This is a genomic window from Rhodococcus ruber, from assembly GCF_016804345.1.
GTDB lineage: Bacteria > Actinomycetota > Actinomycetes > Mycobacteriales > Mycobacteriaceae > Rhodococcus > Rhodococcus ruber.
On record NZ_CP044211.1, the window covers coordinates 2,284,504 to 2,308,162 of the forward strand.

At 66.2% G+C, this 23,659-nt stretch carries 15 protein-coding genes, 4 rRNA genes and 1 pseudogene; 13 read left to right on the plus strand and 7 right to left on the minus strand.

What is annotated here, in order from left to right:
• Positions 1 to 14 precede the first annotated feature (14 nt).
• On the plus strand, positions 15 to 437 hold the full coding sequence (locus F1734_RS10715; protein WP_010595887.1) for a DUF2550 domain-containing protein: 423 nt from the start codon (positions 15 to 17) through the stop codon (positions 435 to 437).
• An 18-nt stretch (positions 438 to 455) separates the two neighbouring features.
• Here the strand turns inward: F1734_RS10715 and F1734_RS10720 are convergent, their stop codons facing one another.
• Positions 456 to 1,028 carry a cob(I)yrinic acid a,c-diamide adenosyltransferase gene (locus F1734_RS10720; RefSeq protein ID WP_010595888.1) on the minus strand — a complete coding sequence of 191 codons (573 nt, stop codon included), beginning with the start codon at positions 1,026 to 1,028 and terminating at the stop codon, positions 456 to 458.
• Between the two features lie 56 nt (positions 1,029 to 1,084).
• On the opposite strand from F1734_RS10720, the gene murA reads away from it, so the two are divergent.
• From murA to rrf (F1734_RS10755), 7 genes and pseudogenes are all read left to right on the plus strand, one after another.
• A complete protein-coding gene (murA, locus tag F1734_RS10725; RefSeq protein WP_010595889.1) occupies positions 1,085 to 2,347 on the plus strand; it encodes a UDP-N-acetylglucosamine 1-carboxyvinyltransferase in 1,263 nt (420 codons plus the stop codon).
• Positions 2,348 to 2,985: 638 nt separating this feature from the next.
• Positions 2,986 to 4,507, plus strand: a 16S ribosomal RNA gene (locus F1734_RS10730).
• Between the two features lie 300 nt (positions 4,508 to 4,807).
• Positions 4,808 to 7,938: ribosomal RNA gene (locus F1734_RS10735) — 23S ribosomal RNA — on the plus strand.
• 105 nt (positions 7,939 to 8,043) lie between these two features.
• Positions 8,044 to 8,160 (plus strand): 5S ribosomal RNA (gene rrf / locus F1734_RS10740).
• The 16S, 23S and 5S rRNA genes sit together here, the layout of an rRNA operon.
• A 205-nt stretch (positions 8,161 to 8,365) precedes the next feature.
• Positions 8,366 to 9,997 (plus strand): IS1634 family transposase, encoded by a 1,632-nt coding sequence (locus F1734_RS10745; RefSeq protein WP_203011628.1) that lies wholly within the window; start codon positions 8,366 to 8,368, stop codon positions 9,995 to 9,997.
• A gap of 21 nt (positions 9,998 to 10,018) precedes the next feature.
• Positions 10,019 to 10,486 (plus strand): annotated as a pseudogene (locus tag F1734_RS10750) (IS1634 family transposase); the annotation flags it as partial.
• Positions 10,487 to 10,601: ribosomal RNA gene (gene rrf, locus F1734_RS10755) — 5S ribosomal RNA — on the plus strand.
• Positions 10,602 to 10,698: 97 nt separating this feature from the next.
• Here the strand turns inward: rrf (F1734_RS10755) and F1734_RS10760 are convergent.
• Entirely contained in the window at positions 10,699 to 12,243 is a 1,545-nt protein-coding gene (locus F1734_RS10760) for an adenylate/guanylate cyclase domain-containing protein (RefSeq protein ID WP_026138157.1), read from the minus strand.
• 43 nt (positions 12,244 to 12,286) lie between these two features.
• On the opposite strand from F1734_RS10760, the gene nucS reads away from it, so the two are divergent.
• Entirely contained in the window at positions 12,287 to 12,961 is a 675-nt protein-coding gene (nucS, locus tag F1734_RS10765) for an endonuclease NucS (protein WP_203011630.1), read from the plus strand.
• Between the two features lies 1 nt (position 12,962).
• On the plus strand, positions 12,963 to 13,283 hold the full coding sequence (locus F1734_RS26255; RefSeq protein ID WP_072786587.1) for an ATP/GTP-binding protein: 321 nt from the start codon (positions 12,963 to 12,965) through the stop codon (positions 13,281 to 13,283).
• A gap of 51 nt (positions 13,284 to 13,334) precedes the next feature.
• On the opposite strand, the gene F1734_RS10770 is transcribed toward F1734_RS26255, so the two are convergent.
• Both F1734_RS10770 and mce read right to left on the minus strand, forming a co-directional pair.
• Positions 13,335 to 14,423 carry a coiled-coil domain-containing protein gene (locus F1734_RS10770; RefSeq protein WP_203011632.1) on the minus strand — a complete coding sequence of 363 codons (1,089 nt, stop codon included), beginning with the start codon at positions 14,421 to 14,423 and terminating at the stop codon, positions 13,335 to 13,337.
• A gap of 107 nt (positions 14,424 to 14,530) precedes the next feature.
• Positions 14,531 to 15,013 carry a methylmalonyl-CoA epimerase gene (gene mce / locus F1734_RS10775; RefSeq protein ID WP_026138156.1) on the minus strand — a complete coding sequence of 161 codons (483 nt, stop codon included), beginning with the start codon at positions 15,011 to 15,013 and terminating at the stop codon, positions 14,531 to 14,533.
• Between the two features lie 105 nt (positions 15,014 to 15,118).
• On the opposite strand from mce, the gene F1734_RS10780 reads away from it, so the two are divergent.
• From F1734_RS10780 to F1734_RS10790, 3 genes are all read left to right on the plus strand, one after another.
• The gene (locus F1734_RS10780; RefSeq protein WP_061064912.1) at positions 15,119 to 16,309 is read left to right on the plus strand and encodes an acetyl-CoA C-acetyltransferase; all 1,191 of its coding nucleotides are present in this window, start codon (positions 15,119 to 15,121) and stop codon (positions 16,307 to 16,309) included.
• 96 nt (positions 16,310 to 16,405) lie between these two features.
• Positions 16,406 to 16,777 carry a DUF3817 domain-containing protein gene (locus F1734_RS10785; RefSeq protein WP_017681051.1) on the plus strand — a complete coding sequence of 124 codons (372 nt, stop codon included), beginning with the start codon at positions 16,406 to 16,408 and terminating at the stop codon, positions 16,775 to 16,777.
• 96 nt (positions 16,778 to 16,873) lie between these two features.
• Positions 16,874 to 17,767: a tetratricopeptide repeat protein gene (locus F1734_RS10790; RefSeq protein WP_010596739.1), complete on the plus strand. Its 894-nt coding sequence runs from the start codon at positions 16,874 to 16,876 to the stop codon at positions 17,765 to 17,767.
• Between the two features lie 111 nt (positions 17,768 to 17,878).
• On the opposite strand, the gene F1734_RS10795 is transcribed toward F1734_RS10790, so the two are convergent.
• From F1734_RS10795 to F1734_RS10805, 3 genes are read right to left on the minus strand one after another with little or no spacing between them, the layout of a single operon-like run.
• A complete protein-coding gene (locus F1734_RS10795) occupies positions 17,879 to 19,318 on the minus strand; it encodes a neutral zinc metallopeptidase (protein WP_010596740.1) in 1,440 nt (479 codons plus the stop codon).
• Positions 19,319 to 19,349: 31 nt separating this feature from the next.
• Complete coding sequence (glgB, locus tag F1734_RS10800) at positions 19,350 to 21,548, minus strand: 1,4-alpha-glucan branching protein GlgB (RefSeq protein ID WP_010596741.1); 2,199 nt, start codon at positions 21,546 to 21,548, stop codon at positions 19,350 to 19,352.
• The gene (locus F1734_RS10805) at positions 21,545 to 23,587 is read right to left on the minus strand and encodes an alpha-1,4-glucan--maltose-1-phosphate maltosyltransferase (protein WP_010596742.1); all 2,043 of its coding nucleotides are present in this window, start codon (positions 23,585 to 23,587) and stop codon (positions 21,545 to 21,547) included. The genes glgB and F1734_RS10805 overlap by 4 nt, the downstream gene beginning before the upstream one ends.
• Between the last annotated feature and the right edge of the window lie 72 nt (positions 23,588 to 23,659).

A 23,659-nucleotide genomic window follows, 5' to 3' on the forward strand; every position in this document is an offset into this window, starting at 1 on the left:
CAGTGTCAGTTGGAATGATTGTTCTCATCGTTCTGGTGATACTGCTCGCGGTTGCCGTCGCGGCTTTTCTGTATCGCCTCCTCACCCTGCGGGGCGGGGGTACCGCAGCGATACTGCGCCGGCTGCCCAACGGCGCCGGCGCCGGGTGGCGGCACGGCGTCATCCGTTACGGCGAGCGCACGCTCGTCTTCTACAAGCTCTCGAGCCTGCGTCCGGGTCCGGACTCGCGGCTGGCCCGGCAGGGCGTCGAGGTACGCAATCGTCGAGCGCCCGAGGGCAGCGAGTACGACATCATGACCGAGGACATCGTGATCCTCGAAGTCCAGGATGGCGCAAGCAGTTTCGAGATTGCACTCGACAGCGGCGCGCTGACCGCCTTCCTGTCCTGGATCGAATCCCGTCCGTCGGACCGGTCCGTGCGCGGTCGGCCGAACTGACGCCCGGCCGACCGTTCTTCACGCGCCCGCGCCCGGCTTCCAGAGCACATCCCCGCCCGGGTTCGCGACCCGGCCGAGGATGAAGAGCAGATCCGACAGCCGGTTGAGGTACTTCGCCGGCAGCACATTCGTATCGTCCGGGTGAGCGGCCACCGCCGCCCACGCCGAGCGCTCCGCCCGCCGTGCCACCGTCCGCGCCGTGTGCAGCTGGGCCGCCAGGACGGTACCGCCGGGAAGAATGAAGGAATCGAGCGGCGCCAGACCCTCGTTGAACTCGTCGCACCAGCGTTCGAGCCGATCGATGTACGCCTGGGTGATCCGCAGCGGCGGGTACTTCGGCTCCGGTACCACCGGCGTCGACAGGTCCGCTCCGGCGTCGAACAGGTCGTTCTGGATCTGGCGCAGGACAGGCGCCATCCGCTCCGGTACCTCGGCCGACGCGAGCGCCACCCCGAGTGCCGCGTTCGTCTCGTCGCAGTCCGCGTACGCGACCAGTCTCGGGTCGTTCTTCGACACCCGGGAGAAGTCGCTGAGGCCCGTCGTACCGTCGTCGCCGGTGCGGGTGTAGATCCGTGTGAGATGGACAGCCATGCAGGTCACGGTACCGCTCCCGTATTCCCGCAGTGTGGTCGATAGGCTGTGGCGTTGTGAGTGATCGCTTTCTTGTCTCCGGTGGTAACCGGCTTGTCGGTGAGGTTGTCGTCGGGGGCGCCAAGAACAGCGTGCTCAAGCTGATGGCGGCCGCTCTGTTGGCGGAGGGGACGAGCGTCATCACCAACTGCCCCGACATTCTCGACGTCCCGCTGATGGCCGAGGTCCTGCGCGGGCTCGGATGCGACGTCGAGCTCGAGGGCGACGAGGCGCGCATCACGACTCCCGCGCAGCCGAAGTATCAGGCCGATTTCGCCGCCGTCCGGCAGTTCCGGGCGTCGGTGTGTGTCCTCGGGCCGTTGGTGGCCCGGTGCCGGAAAGCCGTCGTCGCGCTGCCGGGCGGTGACGCCATCGGTTCACGCCCCCTCGACATGCACCAGACGGGGCTCCGACTGCTGGGGGCGCACAGCACCATCGAGCACGGCTGCGTGGTGGCCGAGGCCGACGCCCTGCACGGCAACGCGATCCGGCTGGCCTTTCCGTCGGTCGGGGCCACCGAGAACATCCTGATGGCCGCCGTCCTGGCGAACGGCGAGACCACGATCGACAACGCGGCCCGCGAGCCGGAGATCGTGGACCTGTGCAACATGCTCGTTCAGATGGGGGCCCGCATCTCCGGGGCCGGCACCTCGACACTGACGATCACGGGCGTTCCGCGTCTCGAACCCACCACCCACCGTGTCATCGGAGATCGCATCGTCGCGGCGACATGGGGGATCGCGGCGGCGATGACGCGCGGCGACGTGCGCGTGCGTGGCGTCAACCCGAAGCACCTGAGCCTCGTGCTCGACAAGCTCCGTGCCGCCGGTGCGGAGGTGACCCCCGAAGTCGACGGCTTCCGGGTCGTCCAGCACGACCGTCCCCGAGCGATCAACTTCGCGACCCTGCCGTATCCGGGATTCCCCACCGACCTCCAGCCCATGGCGATCGGTCTCGCGGCAGTCGCCGACGGAACGTCGATGATCACGGAGAATGTCTTCGAGGCGCGGTTCCGGTTCGTCGAGGAGATGATCCGCCTCGGGGCCGACGCTCGCACCGACGGACATCACGCCGTGGTCCGCGGAGTCGAGGAGCTGTCGAGCGCGCCCGTGTGGTCGTCGGACATCCGGGCCGGCGCCGGATTGGTCCTGGCCGGGCTGTGCGCCGACGGCGTGACCGAGGTGCACGACGTGTACCACATCGATCGCGGCTACCCGAGGTTCGTGGAGATCATCGAGGAACTCGGGGGCGTCATCGAACGGGTGAACTCCGAATCCTGATCTCGTTGCCTCGAAAGTAGTTGTGCGCCAAGGTGTTTCATACATCACGTTGAGCGAGATCCGCCTCCGGAGTCGAGTGTGCCGCGCATCACTGGGAACGGGCAACGCGGCGAAGGTGCCGGAGACGGTCTGCCACCAGGGGAAACGGCACCGCCTACGAGCCTGACCAGCGGATTTGGCGTCCAGTTATTCGTCCCGTAACTTATTCCAGGTCAGAGCGACACGGACACCGACCCGGCCCGCAGGGGCTCGGGACAACGAGGTTGGACGCAGGCGCCTGATTGTTCGGTTCGGAATCTTCTGGTAGGGTTCTGGGCCGTTGCCGATCCCACCGAGTGCGTCGGGTTTGTTCCCGGCGGGTGGTGTGGGTAGGCTGGAACGGTTGCCCCGGAGCGCCGCGGACGTTGGTTCGCGGGGTGATGGTGTGTGCGTGTTCTTTGAGAACTCAACAGTGTGCCGATGAATGTCAGTGCCAAATTATTTTGGTGCGGCCACTTCACTTTTGTGGGGTGGTTGTTGCTGGACATCGCATTCTTCCGTCTGTGATGATCCAGTGTTTTTGCTAGTTTGAGTTTTTTGCTAGTGATTCGGCTCTACGCTTATGGCTGATCGGCCCTTCGGGGTTTGATTGAGAGTCTTCAACGGAGAGTTTGATCCTGGCTCAGGACGAACGCTGGCGGCGTGCTTAACACATGCAAGTCGAACGATGAAGCCCAGCTTGCTGGGTGGATTAGTGGCGAACGGGTGAGTAACACGTGGGTGATCTGCCCTGCACTTCGGGATAAGCCTGGGAAACTGGGTCTAATACCGGATAGGACCTCGGGATGCATGTTCCGGGGTGGAAAGGTTTTCCGGTGCAGGATGGGCCCGCGGCCTATCAGCTTGTTGGTGGGGTAACGGCCCACCAAGGCGACGACGGGTAGCCGGCCTGAGAGGGCGACCGGCCACACTGGGACTGAGACACGGCCCAGACTCCTACGGGAGGCAGCAGTGGGGAATATTGCACAATGGGCGCAAGCCTGATGCAGCGACGCCGCGTGAGGGATGACGGCCTTCGGTTGTAAACCTCTTTCAGTACCGACGAAGCGCAAGTGACGGTAGGTACAGAAGAAGCACCGGCCAACTACGTGCCAGCAGCCGCGGTAATACGTAGGGTGCGAGCGTTGTCCGGAATTACTGGGCGTAAAGAGCTCGTAGGCGGTTTGTCGCGTCGTCTGTGAAAACCCGCAGCTCAACTGCGGGCTTGCAGGCGATACGGGCAGACTTGAGTACTGCAGGGGAGACTGGAATTCCTGGTGTAGCGGTGAAATGCGCAGATATCAGGAGGAACACCGGTGGCGAAGGCGGGTCTCTGGGCAGTAACTGACGCTGAGGAGCGAAAGCGTGGGTAGCGAACAGGATTAGATACCCTGGTAGTCCACGCCGTAAACGGTGGGCGCTAGGTGTGGGTTTCCTTCCACGGGATCCGTGCCGTAGCTAACGCATTAAGCGCCCCGCCTGGGGAGTACGGCCGCAAGGCTAAAACTCAAAGGAATTGACGGGGGCCCGCACAAGCGGCGGAGCATGTGGATTAATTCGATGCAACGCGAAGAACCTTACCTGGGTTTGACATACACCGGACCGCCCCAGAGATGGGGTTTCCCTTGTGGTCGGTGTACAGGTGGTGCATGGCTGTCGTCAGCTCGTGTCGTGAGATGTTGGGTTAAGTCCCGCAACGAGCGCAACCCTTGTCCTGTGTTGCCAGCACGTAATGGTGGGGACTCGCAGGAGACTGCCGGGGTCAACTCGGAGGAAGGTGGGGACGACGTCAAGTCATCATGCCCCTTATGTCCAGGGCTTCACACATGCTACAATGGCCGGTACAGAGGGCTGCGATACCGCGAGGTGGAGCGAATCCCTTAAAGCCGGTCTCAGTTCGGATCGGGGTCTGCAACTCGACCCCGTGAAGTCGGAGTCGCTAGTAATCGCAGATCAGCAACGCTGCGGTGAATACGTTCCCGGGCCTTGTACACACCGCCCGTCACGTCATGAAAGTCGGTAACACCCGAAGCCGGTGGCCTAACCCCTCGTGGGAGGGAGCCGTCGAAGGTGGGATCGGCGATTGGGACGAAGTCGTAACAAGGTAGCCGTACCGGAAGGTGCGGCTGGATCACCTCCTTTCTAAGGAGCACTTCTCCCGGTGAGGGTTCACACAGGTGAATGCCTCTCGGGCAGAGACTGTTTCGTTCCCACACGTGGAACGGCAGGAGCTCATGGGTGGAACGCTGACAGGTATTTTCTTCGTCACCGCCGGTCCGAGTGCCGGCGGGAAGAGAGTTATATCGGTGCACTGTTGGGTCCTGAGAGAACACGCGAGTGTTTTGTCAGCGACGATGACCGGGAACGGGAAGGGTTCTTCTTTCCCCAGTATCGGTTGTTGTGTGTTGTTTGAGAACTGCACAGTGGACGCGAGCATCTTTGTTGTAAGTGTTTATGAGCGTACGGTGGATGCCTTGGCACCAGGAGCCGATGAAGGACGTGGGAGGCTGCGATATGCCTCGGGGAGCTGTCAACCGAGCTGTGATCCGAGGATTTCCGAATGGGGAAACCCAGCACGAGTGATGTCGTGTTACCCGCGCCTGAATATATAGGGCGTGTGGAGGGAACGTGGGGAAGTGAAACATCTCAGTACCCACAGGAAGAGAAAACAACATGTGATTCCGTGAGTAGTGGCGAGCGAAAGCGGAAGAGGCTAAACCGGGCACATGCGATACCCGGCAGGGGTTGTGTGTTCGGGGTTGTGGGGTTCGATGTGTCGGTGCTGCCGCACCGGCCGACAGTGAGAAATCGCCTGTGTTAGTCGAAGTGGTCTGGAACGGCCCGTCGTAGAGGGTGAGAATCCCGTAGACGAAAACACGGTGACTGTCGATTCGGATACCCGAGTAGCAGCGGGCCCGTGAAATCTGCTGTGAATCTGTCGGGACCACCCGATAAGCCTGAATACTCCCTGGTGACCGATAGCGGACTAGTACCGTGAGGGAAAGGTGAAAAGTACCCCGGGAGGGGAGTGAAATAGTACCTGAAACCGTGCGCTTACAATCCGTCGGAGCCTTCGAGCAGTTTGGTCTGCTGGGGGTGACGGCGTGCCTTTTGAAGAATGAGCCTGCGAGTTAGTGGCATGTCGCGAGGTTAACCCGTGTGGGGTAGTCGTAGCGAAAGCGAGTCCGAACAGGGCGTATCAGTGGCATGTTCTAGACCCGAAGCGGAGTGATCTACCCATGGCCAGGGTGAAGCGACGGTAAGACGTCGTGGAGGCCCGAACCCACTTAGGTTGAAAACTGAGGGGATGAGCTGTGGGTAGGGGTGAAAGGCCAATCAAACTCCGTGATAGCTGGTTCTCCCCGAAATGCATTTAGGTGCAGCGTCGCGTGTTTCTCACCGGAGGTAGAGCTACTGGATGGTCTAGGGGGCCCACAAGCTTACCGAAATCAGCCAAACTCCGAATGCCGGTGAGTGAGAGCGCGGCAGTGAGACTGCGGGGGATAAGCTTCGTAGTCGAGAGGGAAACAGCCCAGATCGCCGGCTAAGGCCCCTAAGCGTGTACTAAGTGGAAAAGGATGTGGGATCGCTGAGACAACCAGGAGGTTGGCTTAGAAGCAGCCACCCTTGAAAGAGTGCGTAATAGCTCACTGGTCAAGTGGTTCTGCGCCGACAATGTAGCGGGGCTCAAGTACACCGCCGAAGCCGCGGCACTCACACAACACCCACTCGTTTCTGCGGAGACGGGTGCAGTGGTGTGGGTGGGTAGGGGAGCGTCGTGCCGCCGGGGAAGCGCCGGAGTGATCCAGGTGTGGAGGCGGCGCGAGTGAGAATGCAGGCATGAGTAGCGAAAGACGAGTGAGAAACTCGTCCGCCGAATGACCAAGGGTTCCTGGGCCAGGTTAATCCGCCCAGGGTGAGTCGGGACCTAAGGCGAGGCCGACAGGCGTAGTCGATGGACAACGGGTTGATATTCCCGTACCCGTGTGAACGCGCCCCTGGTGAATCAGTGATGCTAACCGTCCTGAAGCCGGCCGGTTCCTTCGGGAATCGGTCGTGTGGATGCACGGGACCCGATCTGGTAGTAGCCAAGCGATGGGGTGACGCAGGAAGGTAGTGGGGCCGGTCAGTGGTTGTACCGGTGTAAGCCTGTAGGGCGTGACATAGGCAAATCCGTGTCGCACGAGCCTGAGAGGTGATGCGTAGCCGAATGAGGCGAATTCCATGATCCTATGCTGCCGAGAAAAGCCTCTAGCGAGCTTTCACACGGCCCGTACCCCAAACCGACACAGGTGGTCAGGTAGAGAATACCGAGGCGATCGAGAGAACTGTGGTTAAGGAACTCGGCAAAATGCCCCGTAACTTCGGGAGAAGGGGGACCAGCCCTGGTGAAGACCTTCGCGGTCGGAGCTGGGGGTGGTCGCAGAGACCAGAGAGAAGCGACTGTTTACTAAAAACACAGGTCCGTGCGAAGTCGTAAGACGAGGTATACGGACTGACGCCTGCCCGGTGCTGGAAGGTTAAGAGGACCGGTCAGCGGAGCGATCCGCGAAGCTGAGAATTTAAGCCCCAGTAAACGGCGGTGGTAACTATAACCATCCTAAGGTAGCGAAATTCCTTGTCGGGTAAGTTCCGACCTGCACGAATGGCGTAACGACTTCTCTGCTGTCTCAACCACAGACTCGGCGAAATTGCATTACGAGTAAAGATGCTCGTTACGCGCGGCAGGACGAAAAGACCCCGGGACCTTCACTACAGCTTGGTATTGGTGTTCGGTTCGGTTTGTGTAGGATAGGTGGGAGACTGTGAAGCGGTGACGCCAGTTACCGTGGAGTCGTTGTTGAAATACCACTCTGATCGTATTGGACCTCTAACCTCGGACCCTGATCGGGTTCAGGGACAGTGCCTGGTGGGTAGTTTAACTGGGGCGGTTGCCTCCCAAAATGTAACGGAGGCGCCCAAAGGTTCCCTCAGCCTGGTTGGCAATCAGGTGTCGAGTGCAAGTGCACAAGGGAGCTTGACTGTGAGACCGACAGGTCGAGCAGGGACGAAAGTCGGGACTAGTGATCCGGCACCGGCATGTGGAAGCGGTGTCGCTCAACGGATAAAAGGTACCCCGGGGATAACAGGCTGATCTTCCCCAAGAGTCCATATCGACGGGATGGTTTGGCACCTCGATGTCGGCTCGTCGCATCCTGGGGCTGGAGTAGGTCCCAAGGGTTGGGCTGTTCGCCCATTAAAGCGGCACGCGAGCTGGGTTTAGAACGTCGTGAGACAGTTCGGTCTCTATCCGCCGCGCGCGTTAGAAACTTGAGGAAGGCTGTCCCTAGTACGAGAGGACCGGGACGGACGAACCTCTGGTGTGCCAGTTGTCCCGCCAGGGGCACGGCTGGTTGGCTACGTTCGGAAGGGATAACCGCTGAAAGCATCTAAGCGGGAAGCCTGTTCCAAGATGAGGTTTCTCACCCCTCGAGGGGGTAAGGCCCCGGCAGACCACCGGGTTGATAGGCCGGAACTGGAAGTGCGGCAACGCATGCAGGTGACCGGTACTAATAGGCCGAGGACTTACCACGAAGAAGCTACGCGTCCACTGTGCGGTATCTGAAACAGCACACACATCAGATACCGAAGCCCGACAAGGGTATTCGAGAACTCTGATGCGTGACGTTTCGCAGAGTTACGGCGGCCATAGCGACAGGGAAACGCCCGGTCCCATTCCGAACCCGGAAGCTAAGCCTGTCTGCGCCGATGGTACTGCACCCGACAGGGTGTGGGAGAGTAGGACACCGCCGAACACCCGTTACCGGAAGCCCCCCGACCTCGTCGGGGGGCTTCCGGCATTTCCGGGTCCGCCGGGACCACCGAAAGCCCTGGAAATGCCGGCGGGGTCAGTCCTGAGTTAGGACATTACTGGCGGGTAGAACACCTGTCGAGGCTTCCACCTGCGCATTCACGACGTCGACGAAGCGGATCGGGACACTAAGCAGGTAGGTTCGGGCCGTGGCATTCGTGCGGAAAGTGCGCACCGCATCCGGAGCGGTCGCGGTGCAGGTCGTGCGCAAACACCGCGGCCGGCACGAGATCCTCGCTCACGTCGGGTCCGCGCATACCGACGTCGAGCTGGGCATTCTGCTCGAACGAGCCCGACACCTGCTGCACGGCGATCAAGGCGTGCTGGAGCTGGATGTGCCGACGCCCGTCGAGCAGATCGCCGATGTTGCCGACTGGCGGACCGGCCAACTGCCCGGCCCGACGACGAGCAAGGGTGGCGAGCTCGCCGGGGCGGGACGAACCGTGCGCACCAGCGCCCGGTTGCTCTACGACGTGCTCACCTTCGTCTACGACGGGCTCGGCTTCGACATCATCGACGACGCGGTGTTCAAAGACCTGGTCATCGCCCGGATCGTCGAACCGACCTCGAAGATCGATGCCCTGCGCGTCCTCGGCGATCTCGGCGCTGATCCGGTGTCGTACAAAACGATTCAACGCCACCTCGCGCAGATCATCACCGGCGACTACCGCGACCGGATCGCCCGCCGCTGCTTCGAGTACGCGGCCAGCACCGGCGGGTTGGGATTGCTGCTGTTCGATGTGACCACCTTGTACTTCGAGGCCGAGAAGGAAGACGACCTGCGCAAGGTCGGCTACTCCAAAGAGCGCCGGGTCGATCCACAAATCGTGGTCGGGTTGCTCGTCGACCGCACCGGGTTCCCACTGGAGATCGCCTGTTTCGAAGGCAACAAGGCCGAAACCCACACCCTGGTCCCCATGGTGCGTCAGTTCCAGGCCCGGCACGACCTCGAGGGCGTGGAGATGGTCATCGCCGCCGACGCCGGCATGCTGTCGGCGGCGAATCTCACCGCTCTCGACGAGGCCGGCCTGAAGTTCATCGTCGGCTCCCGGGTGACGAAGGCGCCCGCTGATCTGACGTCCCATTTCCATTGGCACGGTGATGTGTTCACCGATGGGCAGATCATCGACACCGTCACCCCCCGGCACGCCCGCAGCGTGGTCAACACCGTGAAAAGGCGGGCCGAACCGGTCTGGGATCCGGTTCGGCATCCCACCTCGTGGCGGGCGATCTGGCAGTACACCCGCAAACGTGCCGTGCGCGACAACCAGACTCTCAATGCCCAGGAGGCGAGGGCGCGGGCGGTGGTCGAGGGCACCCAGAAGTCGAAGGCGACGCGCTTCGTCAAGACCACCAGCGCAGGTCAGCGACTCGATGATGCCGCGCTGGCACGAGCTCGATCGCTGGTCGGCTTGAAGGGATACGTCACCAACATCCCGGTCACGCTCATGGAACCGGGCGAGGTGATCGGCAAGTACCACGACCTGTGGCATGTCGAGCAGTCGTTTCGCATGTCGAAGACCGATCTGCGGGCACGGCCGATGTTCCACCGCACCCGCGACGCCATCGAGGCGCACCTGACCATCGTGTTCGCCGCTCTGGCCGTCGCCCGCTGCGCCCAGGACCACACCGGTGTCGCGGTCGCGAGGCTGGTCAAGCAACTGCGGCCGCTGCGGACCTCGACCATCGCCATCAACGGTGCCGTCCAGGACTTTCCGCCGCAGATCCCTGCTGCCGAGCTGGAGATTCTCACCCGTCTCGGGTTCGAATCGGGACACTAAGCCAAATGTCCTAACTCAGGCGGCACGAAGAAAGCCAAGGCCACTCGGTTCGTCAAGACCACCACGGCCGGTCAGCAACTCGATGGTGCCGCCCTGGGCAGGGCCCGGTCCCTCGTCGGCCTGAAGGGATACGTGACCAACATTCCGGTCACGCTGATGGAACCGGGTGAGGTGATCGGCAAGTACCACGATCTCTGGCATGTCGAGCAGTCGTTTCGCATGTCGAAGACCGATCTGCGGGCACGGCCGATCTTCCACCGCACCCGCGACGTGATCGACGCACACCTGACCATCGTGTTCGCGGCATTGGCAGTCGCGCGCTGTGTTCAGGACCGGACCGGTGTCGCGATCGCACGAGTGGTCAAGCAACTGCGGCCGCTGCGGACCTCGACGATCGCGATCAACGCCGCCGTCCAGGACTTTCCGCCGCAGATCCCGGCCGCCGACCAGGAAATTCTGTCTCGCCTCGGGTTCGAAGCGGGGTACTAAGCGAAACGTCCTAACTCAGGAGGGAAACGCCCGGTCCCATTCCGAACCCGGAAGCTAAGCCTGTCTGCGCCGATGGTACTGCACCCGACAGGGTGTGGGAGAGTAGGACACCGCCGAACACCCGTTACCGGAAGCCCCCCGACCTCGTCGGGGGGCTTCCGGCATTTCCGGGTCCGCCGGGACCACCGAAAGCCCTGGAAATGCCGGCGGGGTCAGTCCGCCGACGGCACCGCCAGTCGGGTCACTTCCGACCGCCCGCGCAGGGTCACTTCACCTTTCGGCGCCCATCTCGTGCGCTCGTGATCGGCGGCCGCCTCTACTGCCCGGGACGAGGCGACGACGTGGCCGGGGATCGTCTTGGCCAGATCCGAGAGTCGCGCAGCTTCGTTCACCGGATCGCCGATGACCGTGTACTCGAACCTCTCGTGAGCCCCTACGTTTCCGGCCACTGCGAGTCCGGCTGCGACCCCGATCCCCGCCTCGCACTCGGGGACGTCGGTGCGCAGTCGATGTGCCATCGTCCGGGCGGCCACCAGGGCGTTGCCCGGCGGATCGTCCATTGCCACCGGGGCGCCGAAAATGGCCAGTGCCGCGTCGCCCTCGAACTTGTTGACGAAACCGCCGACGCGGTGGACCTCCTCGACCACGACTTCGAAGAAGCGGTTGAGCAACTGTACGACCTCGGTCGGCGGACGATCTGCAGCCATTGCCGTCGAACCGATGATGTCGATGAACAGCACCGCGACATCACGTTCTTCGCCGCCGAGCCGCGGTGACGAGGCCAGCGCCGCCCGGGCGACGTCCTGCCCGACGTGCCGGCCGAAGACGTCGCGGATCCGTTCGCGCTCACGCAGGCCGTCGGCCATGCGATTGAATCCGGCCTGCAATTCGCCCAGTTCCGTCCCGTCGTAGACGACGACCTCCGCATCGAGGTCGCCCCCCTCGATGCGGGCCATGCCCGCCCGCACGGACTCGATCGGCGCGATGCTTCGCCGGGCGGTGAGGAACATCAGCAGCGATCCCAACACCAACGCCAGTCCGCCGATCGTCAGGATCGTCACCGCGAAGCGGACGGGCGACACGGGACGGACGAAGCTGAAGACCGCGACGAGCATCAACCCGATGACGGGAACGGCGCTGCCCAGCACCCACGCCACCATGATGCGTCCGCTGGTGCCGGTGAGACGGCGCCGCGGGGTCGCGCCGGCCTCGAGGGCCCGGGCGGCGATCGGTCGCAGTGCGAACTCGCTGAAGAGGAAGACGAAGCCACAGACCGTCAGTCCCGCGAGAGCAATGGTGAACGCGACCTTCGGGATGGTGCGCGGATCGAGCACCCCGAAGGCGGTCGCGAACAGCACCAGTCCCAGGGCCCAGAACGCGCCCTGCTGGGCGGTGAGCCGCATCGGTAACCGCATCGTGGCGCGACGTTCCTCCGGCGAGGGATCCCGGTCCTCGAGGATCCAGCGCAGTTGTGCGAGCCCGCGTCGCGTCCCGACGATCGTTCCAAGGACGATCGCCCCCACGACGTACACCGGCGCGACGACACCGGTGACGACGACGAACTCCGGGCGCAGCACCGAGGGACCCGGGATGACGACATTGATCAGTACCGCCGTGATCGCAGCACCCGCGATGTTCGTGCCCAGCAACAGCAGGGTGAGCAACGTCTGCACGCGAACACGTTGGCGCTGGACGGATTCCGCGGGTGCGCCGAGCAGCGGTGAGCCGAGTGGCGAGATGCGACGAGTGCGAGGCATGGTCGTTCGAGAGTAGTCCGGGGCGATCCTCTAGGGTGGCAACGTGCGCCTTGTGATTGCCCGCTGTCGAGTCGACTACATCGGACGTCTGACGGCACACCTGCCGATGGCGCGTCGGCTGCTCCTGGTCAAAGCCGACGGATCGGTCAGTGTGCACGCCGACGACCGCGCCTACAAGCCCCTGAACTGGATGAGTCCGCCGTGTTGGCTGGTCGAGGAGTCCGCGGAAGATGCGAACGCTCTGTGGGTGGTGACCAACAAGGCGGGTGAGCAGCTGCGCATCACCATCGAGGAGATCGAGCACGATTCCAGCCACGAGCTGGGCGTGGATCCCGGCCTGATCAAGGACGGTGTGGAGGCGCACTTGCAGGAACTGCTCGCCGAGCACGTCCAAACCCTCGGGCGCGGCTACACCCTCGTCCGGCGTGAGTACCCGACGGCCATCGGTCCGGTGGACCTGCTGTGCCGGGACGCGGACGGCGGCACGGTGGCCGTCGAGATCAAGAGGCGAGGCGAGATCGACGGCGTCGAACAGCTCACGCGGTATCTCGAGCTGCTCAACCGGGACCCGCTGCTCGCGCCGGTCAGCGGTGTCTTCGCGGCACAACAGATCAAGCCGCAGGCCAAGACCCTGGCCACCGACCGCGGTATCCGCTGCCTCGTGCTCGACTACGAGGCGCTGCGCGGCACCGAGAGCAACGAGTTCCGGCTGTTCTGAGATGCCGCGCCGCAATACCCCCCGATCACAGCGCAGGCGCCGGCCCGAGACCGGCGCGTCGGCGTTCTCCGGGGCGACGTCCCGCACCGAATCGGGCCCGTGGGGTGCGGAATCCGAGCGTTACACCGTGCGCACCGTCCCCGGCTCGCGAGCAACGAAGGCGTACCGGTGCCCCGGATGCGATCACGAGATCGCGCCGGGAACGCCGCACGTGGTTGCCTGGCCCGCCGACGACATAGGGGGAGCAGACGAACGCCGGCACTGGCACAACGGCTGCTGGTCCGGCCGCGGCACCCGCGGACCGACCCGACGGTGGTCCTGACGGCTCGCCGTCGTGGTCCTGACGGCTCGCCGTCGTGGTCCTGACGTCGGCTCAGTTGCGGACCTTGCTGGCCACCGCGGGTGACCGGCCGAGCCGGTCGGTCGCAGGTGCTTCGTTGCCGGACCGCTTCCCCTGTTCGCCCGGCCCGCTCTTCCGGTCGCTGTCCTCGGACGTGCCGGCCGTCGCCGGCAGTTCCTTGGTGGCCGGTTCCTTCTCGGATTCTTCGGTGGCGATCTCCGTGGTCGCATCGGTGTCGCCGTCGGTGGTGGACGCGTCCCGGTCGCGGTCGAGCAGCTCACCTTCGCGCGTCACGGCAGCCAGCATCGAGGGCACCGCCTCGAGCTGACCGCGCACACCGTCCAGCTGGCTGAGGATGCGGCCACGCAGCACCCGCAGTTCCTCGGTCAGATCGCGGGCGTTGGCGATCTTCCGTTCGGACTGTTCGGTGGCGATCTCGAGCCGGCGTGCCGCCTCGCGTGATGCGATCTCGAGACGCTCTTCGGCCTCGGCCTTGCTGGATCGTTCGAGTTCGTCGAGAGCGCCGAGGACCTTGCTGCGGCGCTCGCTCATGGCGATCTCGAAATCCTGCTGAACCTGGTCCCGCTTGGCCTCCGCCTCCGCCGCGAGACGATCGCGCTCGGCTTCGGCGGCGGCGACGATCCGGGCGGCCTGGGCACGTGCCTCGGACATCGTCCGGGCGTGCTCGGCTTCGAACGCCTTACGCCGCTCGGCGAGTTCGGCGATCATCGCCTCGTAGTCGCCGCGCAGCCGGATGCCTTCCTGTTCGGCCAGGGAGATCATCTCGGCGGCATCGGCCTCGGCCCGGGCCCGCAGCTCGGACGCCTCGTCGGAGGCGAGGCGCAGCATGCGGGAGATTCGGTCGCTCATACCCTCGGCCGTGGTGGGCGGCACCGAGAGACGATCGACATCCTTGCGCAACTCGTCGATCTCGTTGCGAGCGTTCTCCAACTGTCTCGCCAGGTCGCGCGCCTGGGCGGCGGCCGCATCCCGGTCCGTCGCGGTCACGCGCAGCTCGGCTTCGAATCTGGCGAAGTAGTTGGTCACCTCGTCGCGGTCGAATCCCTTGCGCACGATCGAGAAGGGCAGGTGGCTGGGGGTGCGATCGCGATCGAAGACCATGGCGCCAATCTACCTGCTCGCGGCAGCCGGAGCTGCGCGTGCCGCCTCCCTGTGCTAATGCTGCGGCAGCGCACACCGGGCGGGTCGACCGGGCGGGACGCGGGTTGTCAGTGCGATCCGTGTGCGGCGGGTTCGACGAGTTCGACGAGCACGCCGCCGGCGTCCTTGGGGTGGAGGAAGTTGATGCGCGAATCGGCGGTGCCACGTCGCGGGGCGTCGTACAGCAGGCGCACGCCCCGGGCACGGAGCTCGGTGGACACGGCATCGATGTCGCTGACGCGGTAGGCGAGCTGCTGCAGGCCCGGGCCGCTGCGGTCGATGAATTTCGCGATCGTCGAGTTCTCGTTCAGCGGGGCGAGCAGCTGGATCGCGGTCGCGCCCTCGGGCGAGCCGGGAACCGACAGCATCGCCTCGCGCACGCCCTGCTCCTCGTTGACCTCCTCGTGGGTCGAGACGAGTCCGAGGTTCTCGGCGTACCAGGTGAGGGCGGCGTCGAGGTCGGGAACGGCGATACCGACGTGGTCGATGGCAGTCACGAGCCCGGAGCTCAGAGCCGCGAGCGGAGTCGAAGTGGGGGAGGTCTCAGTCATGAATAAAGACGTTAGCGCTAACGTTAGATCAGTATGCGCCGGGATGGGGCTCGTCCGCCCGCAGCCCCGCGCAGGAGCCGTGACCCCACCACCGGAGGAACCCTCGTGACCAGTTCTGTCATCGTTGCCGGAGCCCGGACCCCGATGGGGCGTCTGCAGGGCGCCCTGAAGGACTTCTCCGGCTCGGACCTCGGCGGGGTCGCCATCGCCGGGGCCCTGGCCAAGGCCGGGGTCGCCCCCGAGCAGGTCGAGTACGTGATCATGGGGCAGGTGCTCACCGCCGGGGCCGGGCAGATCCCGGCCCGCCAGGCCGCCGTCGCCGCCGGCATCCCGATGGATGTGCCCGCCCTGACCGTGAACAAGGTGTGCCTGTCCGGCATCGACGCCATCGCGCTGGCCGACCAGCTCATCCGCGCCGGCGAGTTCGACGTCGTCGTCGCCGGCGGCCAGGAGTCGATGAGCCGGGCCCCGCACCTGCTCGAGAAGTCCCGCGCCGGGTTCAAGTACGGCGATGTGACCCTGCGCGACCACCTGGCCTTCGACGGGCTGCACGACATCTTCACCGACCAGGCCATGGGTGCCCTCACCGAGGCCGCCAACACCGGCGCGGCGGCCGTCTCCCGCGCCGAGCAGGACGCGTTCGCCGCCGCCAGCCACCAGCGGGCGGCCCGCGCGCAGAAGGACGGGCTGTTCGACGACGAGATCGTGCCGGTGTCGATCCCGCAGCGCAAGGGCGACCCGGTCGTGGTCACCGCCGACGAGGGCATCCGCCCGGACACCACCGCCGAGTCCCTGGCGAAGCTGCGGCCGGCGTTCGCCCCCGACGGCACCGTCACCGCCGGCTCGGCCTCGCAGATCTCCGACGGCGCGGCCGCGGTGGTGGTGATGTCCAAGGCCAAGGCCGAGCAGCTCGGCCTGTCCTGGCTCGCCGAGATCGGCCGGCACGGGGTGGTCGCCGGTCCGGACTCGACGCTGCAGTCCCAGCCGGCGCGGGCGATCGCGCGTGCCTGTGAGCGGGAGGGCATCGACCCGAAGGATCTGGACCTGGTGGAGATCAACGAGGCGTTCGCCGCGGTGGGGATCGCCTCGACCCGCGAGCTGGGCCTGGACCCGGAGCGGGTCAACGTCAACGGCGGGGCGATCGCGCTGGGGCACCCGCTGGGGATGTCCGGGGCCCGGATCGTGCTGCACCTGGCCCTCGAGCTGGCCCGCCGCGGCGGCGGGGTCGGGGCCGCGGCCCTGTGCGGCGGCGGCGGCCAGGGCGACGCCCTCATCGTCCGCGTCCCCAAGGCGTAACCCGCCGCTCCTTACTCCTGTCACGGCCTCGACGCAGTGCGTCGGGGCCGTGACGTCTCTCACAGCAACGACGGGTCGTCGTAGGCGATCGGCACAATGGTGTGCATGGCGAACTTCTTCGATCTCAGCACCCCGGCCAAGCGGTTCCGCTTCGTCGCAATCCTCGAGGCCTTCACCTGGGCCGGCCTGCTCGTCGGTATGGCGTTCAAGTACCTGCCGGAGAACGGCAACGAGATCGGCGTGAAAATCTTCGGGCCGCTGCACGGCGGCGTGTTCGTCGCCTTCGTCCTCGTCGCTCTCCTCACCGCACGGGCGCTGAAGTGGAACCTGGTCACCACCGGCCTGGCCCTGATCTCCTCCATCCCGCCGTTCGGCACGATCGTCTTCGAGTGGTGGGCTGCGCGCACCGGCCGTCTCGCGGAGTTGTCCACGCAGGCGCGTCCGGCCGACGCGCCCGCACTCGCCTGACCTGCTGTCACCTGTCGCGCGGAACGTGACAGACTGGACACCGTGACTCGACCAGGTTCCCGTCCGTCAGCACGTTCCGCCGCGACCGCCGCGGCAATGTCCGGCGCGGTGGATCTCGCGCCCCTCAAGGAGCGGGCCGCCGCCCCCCCACCTCCGCCGCAGTCCGACTCCGGCGCCGCCGTCGCGACCGGCCTCGCGCCCGTCGTCGACGTCACCGAGGCCACGTTCGAGGCCGAGGTGCTGCAGCGCTCGATGCAGGTCCCGGTCATCGTGGACCTGTGGGCCACCTGGTGTGGCCCGTGCAAGCAGCTCTCACCGGTTCTCGAGAAGCTGGCGCACGAGGGCGGCGGCAACTGGGTTCTCGCGAAGGTCGACGTGGACGCCAACCCGCGGATCGCTCAGGCGTTCGGCGTGCAGTCCGTGCCGACCGTCGTCGCCATCGCCGCGGGACAACCCCTCGCCGACTTCCAGGGCGTCCAGCCCGAACCGCAGCTCCGGCAATGGCTTGCCGCCATCCAGGACGCGGTCGCCGGCAAGCTGTCCGGCCCGCCCGGAGGGGAGGTCGCGGAGGAACCGGCGGAGGACCCGCGATTCGTCGCGGCCGAGCAGGCCCTCGATGCGGGGGACCTGGCGGGTGCCGAAGCGGCGTACGAGCTGATCCTCAATTCCGAGCCCGCCAATGCCGACGCTCTGGCCGCGTTGCGGCAGGTCCGGTTCCTCGCCCGGGCGCAGACTGTGCCGGCCGACGCGATCGCCCGGGCGGATGCCGCCCCGGCCGATCTCGATGCACAGCTCGCTGCGGCCGACGCGGAACTGTTCGCGCAGCAGCCCGAGGCTGCGTTCGCGCGGCTGATCGGGTTCGTGGCCCGCAGCGCGGGTGACGAGAGGAACGCGGCCCGTGCGCGGCTGCTCGAATTGTTCGAGCTGTTCGACCCGGCAGAGCCGTTCGTTGTCGCGGCGCGGCGCAAGCTGGCGTCGGCGCTGTACTGAATTCTCCCCCGTGCGGTGGGCGCTCCGGCTTTCCGGATCGCCCACCGCACACTGTTCGGTGGCGGCGGCTCGGTGGCGGCGGCTCGGCGGTGGCGGCTCGGCGGTGGCGGCTCAGTGGTAGCGCCCGGAACAGGCGGCCTCCCCGCCGAGAACCCCCGTCCGGAACGCGTCGACCCGGGAGAACCCGCTCGGCACGGTGTTGCCGTTGACATCGCTGGCGGCGAGACCGTCGGCCAGCAGACCGGAGACGGCCTCGTCCAGGTCCCCCGGTGACAGCCACACCATGTCCTCGGCCGGTTGCGAGCCGGTGCTGTCGGGGCTCAGTTCGGCGCTGATCACACCGGCGAGACAGGCCGCCTGCAGCGCCGTCCGAGGCTCGACGAGCGCCTGACCGGCGGCGTTCTGCACGGCCAGCGCATAGCGCGATGCGAGCAGGACGTACGCGGCGTAGTCGCCTCGCACGTCGGTCGTGATGCCCCCGGCGCCGGTCTGCAGCGGAGTGCCGCGGTCCGCAAGTTCCTCGACGTCGACGCCGATGGTGTTGGTGGCGGGACAGTACGACACCGGGGACGTGGGCTTCGCATCCGGGCAGCCGAGGTCGGCCCCGGTCAGGTCCAGTTCCGGTTGCCGCGGCAGATCGAACACCCGGCGGAACGACGCCATCAGCGCCTCCACCGACTCCTCGGTCACGGGGAGTTCGCCGTCGTCGGAGCTGTCGAAGAACTGCGGTAGATCGGCGCGCCGGGACTCGATCTCGGCGGCGTCGATGCGGGTGCACGATCCCGCACCGTCGGTGAAGCCGATCTGGAACGCGGTGACACGTTCGAATGCCGACCCGTGGATCGCACCCGGGTCGTTGGGATCGCTGTCGCGGAAGGACACCATCGACGCCAGCACCGAGTTCAGCCCGTCCGAGGTGTTGAGCCGGAAGTGCTCCGAGTTGCCGGCGGCGACGTGCCGCATGAAGGCGCCCGCGAAGCAGTCCGCCTGCTGTTCGAACACGATGCCCGGATCGTCCTCGGCAACCGTTCCGGCCTTGAACTGCACGGCGTGACCGTACTCGTGGGCGAGCACCGTCACGGCCGCCATGGGACCGAACGTCTCGATGAGCTGCGGCATCAGGTAGGTGCGGTCCCAGCCGATGACGTCGTCGCGGTTGCAGTATGCGGCGTTGACGAATTCGAACGTGGATTCCCCGCAGAATCTCGGGCCGCGCTCGTCGGGATCCCACGAGACGATCGTGCCGACGGGCTCGAACGCTCCTCGCGCGATGCGGGGGAACTCCTCGGTCCAGTAGGCCTCGATGTCGGCGACGGCGTTGCCGGCGAGCACGTCGACGTCCCCGCCGTCCGAGTTCTCGATCGTCACCGGCGCATCCGTGGCGCCGGGCCGCGGACCACTGGGGCCCGAGGAGACCGGCAGACCGGCCACGGAGAACGGGTTGTCGTAGATGGAGACGGCGGTGCCCTCGATACGAGCGGCACATCCGGCGAGCACCATCACGGCCAGCGCCGGTACCGCGAGGCGGAACGGCAGCCGCGTCCGAGTCACCTGGTCTTCTCCTGTCGTCCGAGGACGGCGGTCACCGCTGCAGCGTCAGCCAGATCGCACCGTAAGCAGGCAGCGTCACCTCCGCCGACGCCGGGCGCCCGTGCCAGGAGCGTGCCGTGGCCGTCACGGCACCGAGGTTGCCGATGCCGTTGCCCTGGTAAGCCGTCGAATCCGTGTTGAGGATCTCCGACCACTGTCCTGTTTCGGGTAGTCCGACACGATAGTCCGAATGGGTCGATCCGGAGAAGTTGAACAAGCACGCCACGACCGAACCGTCGCTCCCGTGCCGGAGGAAACTCAGCACGTTGTTCGCCGAGTCGTTGGCGTCGATCCACGAGTACCCGCTCGGTGAGGTGTCCAGCGTCCAGAGGGCGGGGTGTTCCCGGTAGATCCGGTTGAGGTCGGTGACGAGCTGGTGGACGCCCTGGTGCAGCGGCCCGTTGTGCGGATCGTCGAGCTGCCACCAGTCCAGGCCCCGTTCCTCGGACCACTCCGCGGTCTGGCCGAACTCCTGTCCCATGAACAGCAGTTGCTTGCCGGGGTGCGCCCACATGTACGCGAGCAGTCCGCGCAGGCCGGCGGCCTGTTCCCGGTCGCCGCCCGGCATCCGGGTCCAGAGCGTGCCCTTGCCGTGCACGACCTCGTCGTGGCTGATGGGCAGGACGAAGTTCTCACTCCAGGCGTACACCAGGGAGAAGGTGATCTCGTGGTGGTGGTACGTGCGATGCACCGGGTCCCGGCCGATGTATCCGAGAGTGTCGTGCATCCAGCCCATGTTCCATTTCATGGAGAACCCGAGACCGCCCGCATGGGTCGGCCGGGTGACGCCGGGCCAGGCCGTGGACTCCTCGGCGACCGTGACGACGCCGGGGTGGAGCTTGTGCACGGTCGCGTTCATCTCCTGCAGGAAGGCCACCGCTTCGAGATTCTCCCGGCCGCCGTACACGTTGGGGGTCCAGCCGCCCTCGGGCCGCGAGTAGTCGAGGTAGAGCATCGAGGCGACCGCGTCGACGCGCAGGCCGTCGATGTGGAACTCGTCGATCCAGTACAGCGCGTTGGCGACGAGGAAGTTGCGCACCTCCCGGCGACCGAAGTCGAACACGTACGTGCCCCAGTCCAGCTGTTCGCCGCGGTGCGGATCCGGATGTTCGTAGAGGGCGCTGCCGTCGAACCGGGCCAGCGCCCACTCGTCCTTCGGGAAGTGGGCGGGCACCCAGTCCACGATCACGCCGATGCCGGCGGCGTGCAGCCGGTCGACGAACGCACGGAACTCGTCGGGCGTGCCGAATCGCGCAGTGGGTGCGTAGTACGACGTGACCTGGTAGCCCCACGAGCCGCCGAAGGGGTGCTCGGCGACCGGCAGCAGCTCGACATGGGTGAAACCGGCCGCCGCGACGTACTCGGCGAGCTGGTCGGCCAGCTCGCGGTACCCGAGACCGGGCCGCCACGAGCCGAGGTGCACCTCGTAGACGCTCATCGGCTCCTGCCACGGGCGGGATTCGGCCCGGGCGGCGAGCCAGGCGTCGTCGCCCCACTCGTAGCTGCTCCGGTGCACCACCGAGGCCGTCGCCGGGGGTACCTCGGTGGCGAACGCCATCGGGTCGGCCTTGTCCTGGACCGAGCCGTCGCGGCCGTGGATCCGGAACTTGTACAGCGCACCCGGCTCCACGTCGGGCAGGAACAGTTCCCACACGCCGCTGGAACCGAGGACCCGCATCGGCGCGAGCCGGCCGCCCCAGCCGTCGAAGTCGCCGACGACCGTGACGCCCCGCGCGCCGGGCGCCCACACCGCGAACGACGTGCCCCGGACCGGGCCGTCGGGGGTCTCGTACGAACGCTGATGCGCCCCGAGGATCTCCCACAGCCGCTCGTGCCGGCCCTCGGCGAACAGGTGCAGGTCCAACTCCCCGAGCGTGGGCAGGAAGCGGTACGGGTCCGCGACGACGACGGTGTGCTCGAACGGGTAGGTCACCACGAGGCGGTAGTCCGACAGGTCGTGCACCGGGACGAGCGCGCTGAAGACATCGTGACCGAGGGGCTCGAGGGGATGATCGATGCCGCCGATGCGCACCGCCACCTTCTCCGCCTGCGGGCGCAGAGCCCGGATGATCGTGCCTTCGGGGTGTGGATGGGCGCCGAGCACCGAGTGCGGATCGTGGTGCTCGCCGGCCGTCAGCCGGGCCAGGTCGTGCGGGCTGGGGGAGTGGCGACGAATCGGGGGCACGGTCACGAGTTCCTCCTGTAGGCGAGGGTGGTTCGCGTCGGCACCCCGATCGGCGGCAACGCCAGAATGTGCGCGACGGCGCGCCAGGGTTCGAGCCGGACGAAGTTGGCCTGACCCCACGAGTACTGCGCGCCGGACACCTCGTCGAACACCGTGAGCTGGTCGTGCCATTCGTGACCGAGCGCCGGCATGTCCAGCCAGATGGTGCCCTGCTCGGCCCCGAAGGGATTGAGGTTGATCACGGCGAGGACCGAATCCCCGGTCCGGGGATCGAATTTCGAATACGCGATCAGGGCGTCGTTGTCGATGTGGTGGAAGTGGATGTTGCGCAGCTGCTGCAGAGCCGGGTGGGCCCGCCGGATGCGGTTGAGCGTGGCGATCCACGGCTCGAGCGATTCACCGCGACGGCGGGCCTCGTCGAACCGTCGCGGACGTAGCTGGTACTTCTCCGAGTCGAGATACTCCTCGCTGCCCGGTCGCAGCGGGATGTGCTCGTAGAGTTCGTAACCGGAGTACACCCCCCACGACGGTGCGAGCGTGGCGGCCAGTGCCGCGCGCAGCGCGAACATCCCGGGGCCGCCGTGCTGCAGGGTCTCGTGGAGGATGTCGGGGGTGTTGACGAACAGGTTCGGACGCGCCTCGTCCGCCTTCGCCGCGATCTCCTGGCCGAACTCGGTCAGCTCCCACTTGGCGACGCGCCACGTGAAGTACGTGTAGGACTGCGTGAACCCGCGTCGGGCGAGCCCGTACATGCGGGCGGGCCGGGTGAACGCCTCGGACAGGAACAGCACGTCGGGGTCGGTGCGCTTGACCTCGGCGATCAGCCACTCCCAGAAGTTCGGTGGCTTGGTGTGCGGGTTGTCGACGCGGAAGATCTTGACGCCGAAGCTGATCCAGTGCCGCACCACGCGCAGTACCTCGGCGTAGATGCCGTCCGGATCGTTGTCGAAGTTGACCGGATAGATGTCCTGGTACTTCTTGGGCGGGTTCTCCGCATAGGCGATCGTGCCGTCCGGCAGGACCGTGAACCACTCGGGGTGCTCCTTCGCCCACGGGTGGTCCGGGGCGCACTGCAACGCCAGGTCGAGAGCGACCTCGAGATCCAGTTCGCGCGCACGGGCGACGAAGGCGCGGAAGTCGTCCTCCGTGCCGAGCTGGGGGTGGATCGCGTCGTGGCCGCCCTCGTCGGAACCGATGGCCCAGGGCGAGCCCACGTCGTCCGGGCCGGCGGTGAGGGTGTTGTTCGGTCCCTTCCGGTTGATCTTGCCGATGGGATGGATGGGCGGCAGATACACCACGTCGAATCCCATCGCGGCGACCCGCGGCAGCTCCGCCGCGGCGGTGGCGAAGGTGCCGTGCCGGGGTGTGCCGTCCTCGTTCCAGCCGCCCGTCGAGCGGGGAAAGAATTCGTACCAGGAACCGAACAGTGCCCGTTCCCGGTCGACGACGGCGGTGTATGCCTTCCCGCGGGTGACCAGCTCGCGCAGGGGATTGGCCCGCAGGATCTCGGTGATGTCGGCGGCGAAGGCGGGCGCGATCCGGTCGGCCAGCGGCCGCTCCGAACGCAGCGCCGCGGCGACGGCGAGCAGGGCCGGCCGGTTGGGGCGCGGCGCGGTCTTGGCGGCCTTCTCGAACAGCCGGGCGCCGATCTCGATGTCGTTCGCCAGGTCTTCCGGGCCCTGCCCGGCGGCGACCTTCGCGTCCACCGCGTGCCGCCACGTGGTGACCGGGTCGCTCCAGGCCTCGACGCGGTAGGTCCACAGTCCCGGACTGGTGGGGGTGAATACGGCGTGGAAGGTGTCGGGTGCTTCGCCGGGAACCATCGGAATCCGGATCAGCTTTCCCTCGCTTTCCGGGTCCGAGCCCGGCCCGCGCACGGCCAGGGTGGCGGCGACGGCGTCGTGACCCTCGCGCCACACGACCGCCGACACGGGAAGCACCTCCCCGACGACGGCCTTGACCGGATGTCGCCCGCCCGAGATGTCGGGACGGACATCGTCGATGCCGAGCCGTCCTGTTGCGCTGGCTCCGATTCGACCTGTCACGCTCGCTCCGTTCCGTCTGTCACGCTGGCTCCGTTCCCTTGCACGGACTGCTGACGAGCCCGTCGGACGCGG

Coding starts and splice junctions, on each gene's coding strand:
- F1734_RS10715 (WP_010595887.1), top strand. CDS start 15: ATGATTGTTCTCATCGTTCTGGTGATACTGCTCGCGGTTGCCGTCGCG.
- F1734_RS10720 (WP_010595888.1), bottom strand. CDS start 1,028: ATGGCTGTCCATCTCACACGGATCTACACCCGCACCGGCGACGACGGT.
- F1734_RS10760 (WP_026138157.1), bottom strand. CDS start 12,243: ATGCCTCGCACTCGTCGCATCTCGCCACTCGGCTCACCGCTGCTCGGC.
- F1734_RS26255 (WP_072786587.1), top strand. CDS start 12,963: ATGCCGCGCCGCAATACCCCCCGATCACAGCGCAGGCGCCGGCCCGAG.
- F1734_RS10770 (WP_203011632.1), bottom strand. CDS start 14,423: ATGGTCTTCGATCGCGATCGCACCCCCAGCCACCTGCCCTTCTCGATC.
- mce (WP_026138156.1), bottom strand. CDS start 15,013: ATGACTGAGACCTCCCCCACTTCGACTCCGCTCGCGGCTCTGAGCTCC.
- F1734_RS10785 (WP_017681051.1), top strand. CDS start 16,406: ATGGTGTGCATGGCGAACTTCTTCGATCTCAGCACCCCGGCCAAGCGG.
- F1734_RS10790 (WP_010596739.1), top strand. CDS start 16,874: ATGTCCGGCGCGGTGGATCTCGCGCCCCTCAAGGAGCGGGCCGCCGCC.